Source organism: Vibrio sp. 10N.261.52.A1 (genome assembly GCF_002876325.1).
GTDB classification, from domain to species: Bacteria; Pseudomonadota; Gammaproteobacteria; order Enterobacterales; family Vibrionaceae; genus Vibrio; species Vibrio chagasii.
In genome coordinates, this window is record NZ_MCYD01000528.1 from 1,360 (window position 1) to 8,839 (window position 7,480).

The following is a 7,480-nucleotide window of genomic DNA, read 5'->3' on the forward strand; positions in this document are numbered from 1 at the left end:
TAGAAGCAGATACGGGATGCGAAGGGATAAGAGCAGATGCGAGATACGGGTAAACGAGATTCGAAAAGATTAAGAGCAGATATCGGGTGTGAGTGAAAGGGATATGGAAAGATTAAAGCAATACATAAAATTACAGCAGATTCGAGATACGTAAAGATTAAAAGCAGATGTGGAGCCAAGATGGTGAGTCACGAAGTCTTTTGCTCTTCGCATCTCGCTATCTCGAATCCCTCATCTGCTCTATTAGCTAGTTCTTACGGCGTCTTACTTTGAGTGCGTGTGGCATCACACGTAGCTTCTTCATAATACTCGCAAGGTGAACACGATCTTTGGTCGTCAGCAAGATTGTCACTGTGTACAAGCGTCCATCACGTTCTTCGGTCGAAATACCGTGAATGTTTGAGCCTGTTTTCGAGATAACGTTAGTTAACTCAGCCAGTGCACCTTGGTGGTTCTGCAGATCAACCTGAAGTTCAGCTGTGAATTCTTGGTCGTAATCGTCAGACCATTCCACCGCCATATACTTGTCTGGTTCTTTTTGGTAGCCACGAACGTTTGGACACGTTTCACGGTGAACCACAAGACCACGACCTGGAGATACATGGGCAATGATGTGATCGTCTGGAATCGGGTGACAACAGTTGGCGAACGTCAGTAGTAGGCCTTCAGCCCCACGGATTGGAAGCTTCTTCCTAGGCGTGTCGCTGTTGTTTTCCACTTCAGTCAGTTCGTCTGCATCACCTAGTAGGCGACGAGCAATCACGATACTCATCAGCTCACCAAGACCAATTGACGCTAGCAAGTCTTCAATGCTGTCGAGACGAAGATCAGACAATACATGTTCAACGTTTTCTTGGCCGATATCACCAATCGAGTGTTCGCCAAGTGCGTGGTTCAGTAGACGACGGCCTAAGGTAATCGACTCTTCACGACGCATGGTTTTCAGAACCTGACGGATCTTAGTACGCGCACGTGATGTCACCACGTAGTTGAGCCATGCTGCATTCGGACGTGCGCCCGGAGCGCTGATGATCTCAATAGTTTGACCGTTCTTCAGCGATTTGCTGAGTGGGTAAGGGTTCATGTCTACACGAGCACCTACACACATGTTACCGACATCGGTATGTACCGCGTAAGCAAAGTCGACCGCTGTAGCGCCAGCAGGAAGTTCGACAATGCGACCCTTCGGCGTGAACACGAAGATCTCATCTGGGAACAGATCAGACTTAACGTTTTCAATGAATTCGAATGAGTTACCCGCGCTTTGTTGTAGCTCAAGTAAGCTCTGCATCCAACGTTGTGCTTTAACCTGTGCGGTTGTGCCATTACTGCTGCGCGAGCCGTTGCCTTTGTAAGACCAGTGCGCCGCGACACCTTTGTCCGCCATTTGATCCATATCTTCAGTACGGATCTGAACTTCAACTGGCACCCCGTGAGGGCCGATCATTGATGTATGCAGAGATTGGTAGCCGTTGGCTTTTGGTACGGCGATGTAATCTTTCATGCGGCCAGGGCGAGGCTTGTAGAGGCTGTGTGCCTGACCAAGTACGCGATAACAAGTATCTGGGGTATCAACCACTACACGGAAAGCGTAGATGTCCATAATGGTGTGGAAACGCTGCTCTTTAGTTTTCATCTTGTTATAGATGGAGAACAGGTTTTTTTCACGACCAAGTACGCGAGCAGGTAAGCCAACTTCTTCAAGGCGGCCTTCAATTTCGCTATGGATACGTTGAATCATCTCCTTACGGTTACCACGCGCAGCTTTCACTACGTTTTTCAGTACGCGATAACGATTAGGGTAGAGGGCTTCGAAGCCCAGCTCTTCTAGTTCGGTCTTGATGTTATGAATACCAAGACGGTGAGCTAGTGGAGAATAGATTTCTAGGGTTTCACGAGCAATACGGCGCTTTTTGTCAGGGCGAAGTGCCCCAAGCGTACGCATGTTGTGAGTACGGTCAGCTAATTTGATCAAGATAACGCGGATGTCTTGCACCATGGCGAGAACCATCTTACGGAAGTTCTCTGCTTGCGCTTCTTTGCGATCACGAAATTTAAGCTTATCCAGCTTAGATACACCATCTACCAATTCAGCAACGGTATTGCCAAATTTTTCCTCTAGATCTTCTTTCGTGACATCACAGTCTTCAATCACGTCATGAAGTAGAGCAGCTTGTAGGGTTTCGATATCCAGACGCATTTCTGCCAGGATTCTTGAAACAGCTACAGGGTGGATAATGTATGGTTCACCGCTTGAGCGGGTTTGCCCTTCATGGGCGTCTCTCGCTACCACATAAGATTGACGCAGAGCCTCAATTTGAGGCTCTGTTAGGTATTCTTGGGCAACGTCTTTGAGGCTATCGAATAGATACAAATTAAAGGCCCGGAAGGTTAATTAGTTCGAATGACGTTCTTATCGAGTGTGAGCGATGCTGCTTACTGCTGCAAGTTCAGCCGCTTCTTGCTCTTGTTGCTCTTGACGTTCACGAGCATCTAGTACGTCTTTAGTGATAAGACCTTCTTCGATTTCGCGAAGAGCGATAACCGTTGGCTTATCGTTTTCTTCAGGCACTAGTGAATCTTTACCGCCAGTTTGCATTTGACGTGCGCGGCGAGCCGCAATAAGAACTAGGTCGAAACGGTTGCCAACTTTTTCAACAGCGTCTTGAACAGTTACGCGTGCCATGAGGACTCCAAATAGTAATTAACTAATAAATTTTTGATGACGAGAAAGTATACAAGTTTAACTAGAGACTTTCTAGATCACCGTATACATATCTCAATGGAAAATCTAGCCTTGCTAGCTTATTCCGCCAGTAGAGCAGTAAGCATGCCGCTGTATTTTGCTGCTTGCTTATCTTCTTTTAAGCGTTCCGCACGAATGATAGCTCTGAAGTCCATTAGGGCTGCATCAAAGTCATCATTCACGATCACGTAGTCATACTCATTATAATGAGAGATTTCTGACTTCGCTTCGTTCATGCGTTTCGCAATAACTTCTTCGCTGTCTTGACCACGAACGTTTAGACGACGCTCTAACTCACCATTTGATGGTGGAAGAATGAATACACTCTTCGCTTGAGGCATCTGTTCACGGATTTGACGAGCACCTTGCCAGTCGATATCTAGGAATACATCGATACCGCGGTCTAGGTTTTCTTCAATCCAAACGCGTGAAGTACCGTAGTAGTTGCCGAATACTTCAGCGTACTCTAGGAATTCATTCTTCTTGATGAGGTCTTCGAAGTGATGCTTCTCTACGAAGTGGTAGTGAACACCATTTTCTTCACCAGGGCGCATACCGCGAGTGGTGTGTGAAACAGATACCTTCATTGCGTAGGTTGGATTGGTTTCTAGCATTGCTGAGATCAAGCTCGACTTACCTGCGCCACTAGGTGCAGATACGATGTAAAGAGTACCTTTGCCCATCTGTATATTTCCACTGTTGGTTGGATTGAGTGAAGGCGATAAACCGACACTATAAAAGATAGCACTGACCTTAATTACGTTCCGGTAATTGCGCGTTTATAGCGGCAACTGGTGAAAATTAGGTCAGAAAAATGGAGGCGAAGAGTAGCATATTTAGATGATTGAGAACAACTGGCTTGATCGTTATTTATTAGCGAATGATCCTCTCAAAGATCGTTCTAGAAATGTAATCACTCATCAACTGCACTTTTTTATGTGATCTCGACAAAATTTGTTGAAGTTTTAATCTCAATCCTTACAATCCGCGCAAACGATTAAATGCTGTATATGTTTGATGAAATGGATCAAATGTTTCTACTACCGAGCCTATCTTGGTGACTACAGTTTTTAGTGTAGAGACCTCTCTATTCTCACAGCATTTGAATCCCCAAATTCTTAATTTATTGCAAAGGTTTTGTTGTGAGTACCGATTCCACCCTGAAAGCCAAGAACACCTCTGGTTCGCTTGATTCAATGTTTAAAATCACTGAAAGAAAGACCACGATCGGCACTGAGCTGTATGCAGGTTTCATTACTTTCTTGGCAATGAGCTACATTCTGGCGGTTAACCCAGCGATTTTGGGTGGTATCCCGGGTATGGATAAAGGTGCGGTATTTACTGCAACGGCTTTGGCTGCGGCTATCTCGACGTTAATTATGGGCATCTGGGGTAATTACCCTGTGATGCTAGCACCGGGCATGAGCATGAATGGCTTTTTCAAAGGCCTGTTATTGAGTGGTTCTGTTGCCGTGCTTTGGAATGAAGCGCTATTTGGTATCTTCCTTTCTGGTATTTTGTACCTTGCGTTCTCTCTGACCAATATTCGTAAATCGATGATTGAATCGATCCCTGAGGACTTAAAGTTGGCGATTACGGTATCGCTCGGTTTGTTCATCGCTTTCTTAGGCCTTAAGAATGCGGGCATCATCGTTTCTAATCCGTTTGTATTGGTTGGTTTAGGGGATATCTCAGACCCACAAGTGATCATTGCTTACATCAGTATCTTTATTGCACTTGGCTGTATGGTTCGTGATATCAAGCTAGCGACATTTATCTCATTCGTATCAGCGATTGCACTGACAATCCTAGCTGACGTGTTCATGGGTACATCAAATGCGCCAATCCCAGAGCAGCTAGTCGCGATGCCACCGAGCATGGCAGGCAGCTTCGGCGCGATCTTCGACTTCTCTGCGTTTACTCCTGAGAAAATGTTCGACCTATTGTTCATCGTACTTATCTTCCTGATTGTCGATTTCTTTGATGGCTTGAGCACGATTGTTGGTGTTGGCCGTGATGCAGGTATCATTGATAAAGACGGTAAGGTGCCAAATGCGAAATCTGCTCTAGTGGCAGATGCGGGTGGTACGGTGATTGGTTCGATTCTTGGTACCACATCGATTACGGCTTTCTCTGAGTCGGGCATTGCCTCTTCTCAAGGTGCGAAGACAGGTTTGGCGGCAGTGATGGTTGCAGGCTTGTTCCTAATCTCGCTATTCCTGTACCCAATCTTCTCTATCTTCTCGGCGGCTATGGTTGCACCAGCGATGGTCGTAGTAGGTATCTACATGGTCGGTCGCCTTGGTCAGATCAACTGGGAGAAGAAAGAGTCACGTATTGCAGCCTTCTTCACCATTATGTTCACGGTACTAAGTTTCTCACCTGCAAACGGCATGGCGATGGGCTTTATCAGCTACGCATTCACTATGGTTGTCGCGGGTAAGGGTAAAGAAGTTCACCCGTTAATCTATGGCCTGTGTGTGGTGTTCCTAACCTACCTGATTCTGCTTTAAGGCTAATCGGCCGAGTTAAGCTGAGACAAAGAATGAATAAATGGCTTTGCAGTGAATGCGGGGCCATTTTTGTATCTGCTTCAACAAAAGGTGTGTCATTGATGGTGTTCTCCGATAGAGAAGGAGCGACTTATATTGAGGCATGCTATTGTAGAGATTAGATTAATTATTTTTGAAGAGTGACTATGCCTTCTCATTTACCCAAATCTTTCAGTAAGCCTTTTTTAAAGGTTTTCCATATTCTTGAAGCGGTGCTGCTGGTGGCGATTACCCTTGCAACACTGTTTGCGATGCTTGAGGAGTTCATGCACGTCTTCACAGAGCGCAGAGTACAACTGACCGATATTCTGTTGATGTTCATCTATCTCGAAGTGTTGGCCATGGTTCAGCAGTTTGTGATGAACGGTAAGATCCCTGTGCGTTATCCAATCTACATCGCGATGATGGCGATCGCTCGTTACATTACTCTGGGAATGAAGGAACTCGATGCGGTTCTGATCGTTTGGTTATCCCTAGCGGCATTTATTTTAGCAGCCGCAACCTTGCTGATTCGAGTTGGTCATCACTACTGGCCGTATGTGGACCTTCGAACCAAGCAGCCGGACGAGTAAAACCGTCGACTTATAAGTCATTTAAGAGCCCAGCCATGTTGCTGGGTTTTTTATTATTCTCATGGTGTCAAAAAGACACTAAAGAGTCCCCTTTATATTTGTTTTTTTGGTGTCTTAATGACTCTTTCATTCTTCTTTTCCTTGATATATAAGGCTTTGTTTTCTGGCATGAATGTTGATTGGTTAGTATTAGACTCATATAAGGAACACGCTATGCATTTTGAAAGCACTCATTATAAACCTGAAATATTCTCCGAAAAGGTTGCGCTTCTTGTGACTCGACTTCTCAAAAAAACGCTTAACCTGTTTTATGGAAAACATTTAGCCAAACGTGCGATGTTGTTGGAAACCATTGCGGCTGTACCAGGCATGGTCGCAGGGGTGTTTAACCATCTTAAAGCACTACGTCGTATGAAAGATGACGGCGGCTGGATCAAAGAGCTATTGGATGAAGCAGACAATGAACGGATGCATTTGATGATTTTCCTGACCGTTACCAAGCCGTCCATTATAGAACGTATCTTAGTGATGTTACTGCAGTTTATCTTTCTCATCATCTACGGCGTTATCTACCTAGTTTCATCTAAAACAGCGCATAGGATTGTCGGCTACTTTGAGGAGGAAGCATGCAACAGCTATTCAGAGTACATATCCAAGATTGAAGAGGGGGCTCTGCCTAATCATCCTGCGCCAGAAATCGCGATTACCTACTATCGCCTACCTGAAGGCGCGACATTCTTAGATGTGCTTTTCCGTATCAGAGAGGATGAAGCCAAGCATCGCGATAAGAATCACGACATTGCCAATCTCTACAAAACGAAAGACTTACCTGAGCATCAATGTTGATGGTCCTTTATTACTAAAATAAAGAAAAGCCCCTGCATCTTTCGATACAGGGGCTTACTTGTATTAGCTCTGCATTGGCTTATTCAATGTTCTGAATTTGCTCACGCATCTGTTCGATAAGAACTTTCAGCTCTACGCCTGATGCAGTGATATCAGTGCTGATAGACTTAGAGGCTAGCGTGTTTGATTCACGGTTGAACTCTTGCATCATGAAGTCCAGTTTACGGCCACATGCGCCGCCTTTCTTCAATACTGCATTGGCTTCTTTCACGTGAGAGTCTAGGCGGTCTAGCTCTTCGGCTACGTCTGACTTCTGTGCGAGTAAGATAAGCTCTTGCTCAACGCGAGAACCTTCAAGCTCAATTTTCGCTTCTTCAAATTTGTTAAGCAGTCGCTCACGTTGCCACTCTAGGATTTCAGGCATGCGTGCACGTACTTTTACCACTTCTTCAGTGATTGCATCTAAGCGCTGTACGATTAGCGCCTTCATGTTCTCACCTTCACGAGCACGAGCATCAATGAACTCTGCAATCGCATCGTTGAACGCTGCTAGCAGGTCTTTGTTGATCGCATCCATGTCTTGCTCAGGCGTTTCCATCACACCAGGCCAGTTCATTACTTGGAATGGGTTCAGACGGCTCTCTTCACCTGTCATTGTCATCACTTGGTTCGCTGCATTGATCACTTGCTGCGCTAAACCTTCGTTGATGCTTAGCTCGCCTTTTGCTGCAGGGTTAGCTTCAAAGCGTAGGTTACATTCTACT

The 7,480-nt window shown here is 45.4% G+C and carries 7 protein-coding genes and 1 riboswitch; of the genes, 3 read left to right on the forward strand and 4 right to left on the reverse strand.

Annotation, left to right across the window (positions count from 1 at the left end; all coding sequences use genetic code 11):
• Positions 1–247: 247 nt before the first annotated feature.
• The 3 genes from spoT to gmk all read right to left on the reverse strand — a co-directional run bounded on the left by spoT (position 248) and on the right by gmk (position 3,429).
• On the reverse strand, positions 248–2,374 hold the full coding sequence (spoT, locus tag BCT81_RS07315; RefSeq protein ID WP_019826453.1) for a bifunctional GTP diphosphokinase/guanosine-3',5'-bis pyrophosphate 3'-pyrophosphohydrolase: 2,127 nt from the start codon (positions 2,372–2,374) through the stop codon (positions 248–250).
• Positions 2,375–2,413: 39 nt separating this feature from the next.
• Complete coding sequence (gene rpoZ / locus BCT81_RS07320) at positions 2,414–2,686, reverse strand: DNA-directed RNA polymerase subunit omega (protein WP_009848003.1); 273 nt, start codon at positions 2,684–2,686, stop codon at positions 2,414–2,416.
• A 119-nt stretch (positions 2,687–2,805) separates the two neighbouring features.
• On the reverse strand, positions 2,806–3,429 hold the full coding sequence (gene gmk, locus BCT81_RS07325) for a guanylate kinase (RefSeq protein ID WP_004741436.1): 624 nt from the start codon (positions 3,427–3,429) through the stop codon (positions 2,806–2,808).
• 301 nt (positions 3,430–3,730) lie between these two features.
• Positions 3,731–3,830, forward strand: a riboswitch (purine riboswitch).
• Positions 3,831–3,888: 58 nt separating this feature from the next.
• Between gmk and BCT81_RS07330 the strand changes: the two genes are divergently transcribed.
• The 3 genes from BCT81_RS07330 (at position 3,889) to BCT81_RS07340 (ending at position 6,716) form a co-directional block, all read left to right on the forward strand.
• A complete protein-coding gene (locus BCT81_RS07330; RefSeq protein ID WP_102423693.1) occupies positions 3,889–5,259 on the forward strand; it encodes an NCS2 family permease in 1,371 nt (456 codons plus the stop codon).
• Between the two features lie 185 nt (positions 5,260–5,444).
• A complete protein-coding gene (locus tag BCT81_RS07335; RefSeq protein ID WP_008224461.1) occupies positions 5,445–5,870 on the forward strand; it encodes a phosphate-starvation-inducible PsiE family protein in 426 nt (141 codons plus the stop codon).
• Between the two features lie 213 nt (positions 5,871–6,083).
• A complete protein-coding gene (locus BCT81_RS07340; RefSeq protein ID WP_008224459.1) occupies positions 6,084–6,716 on the forward strand; it encodes an alternative oxidase in 633 nt (210 codons plus the stop codon).
• A gap of 79 nt (positions 6,717–6,795) precedes the next feature.
• Here the strand turns inward: BCT81_RS07340 and BCT81_RS07345 are convergent.
• Positions 6,796–7,480: YicC/YloC family endoribonuclease (locus BCT81_RS07345; protein ID WP_102423694.1), on the reverse strand; the 685-nt coding region annotated here is incomplete at its 5' end.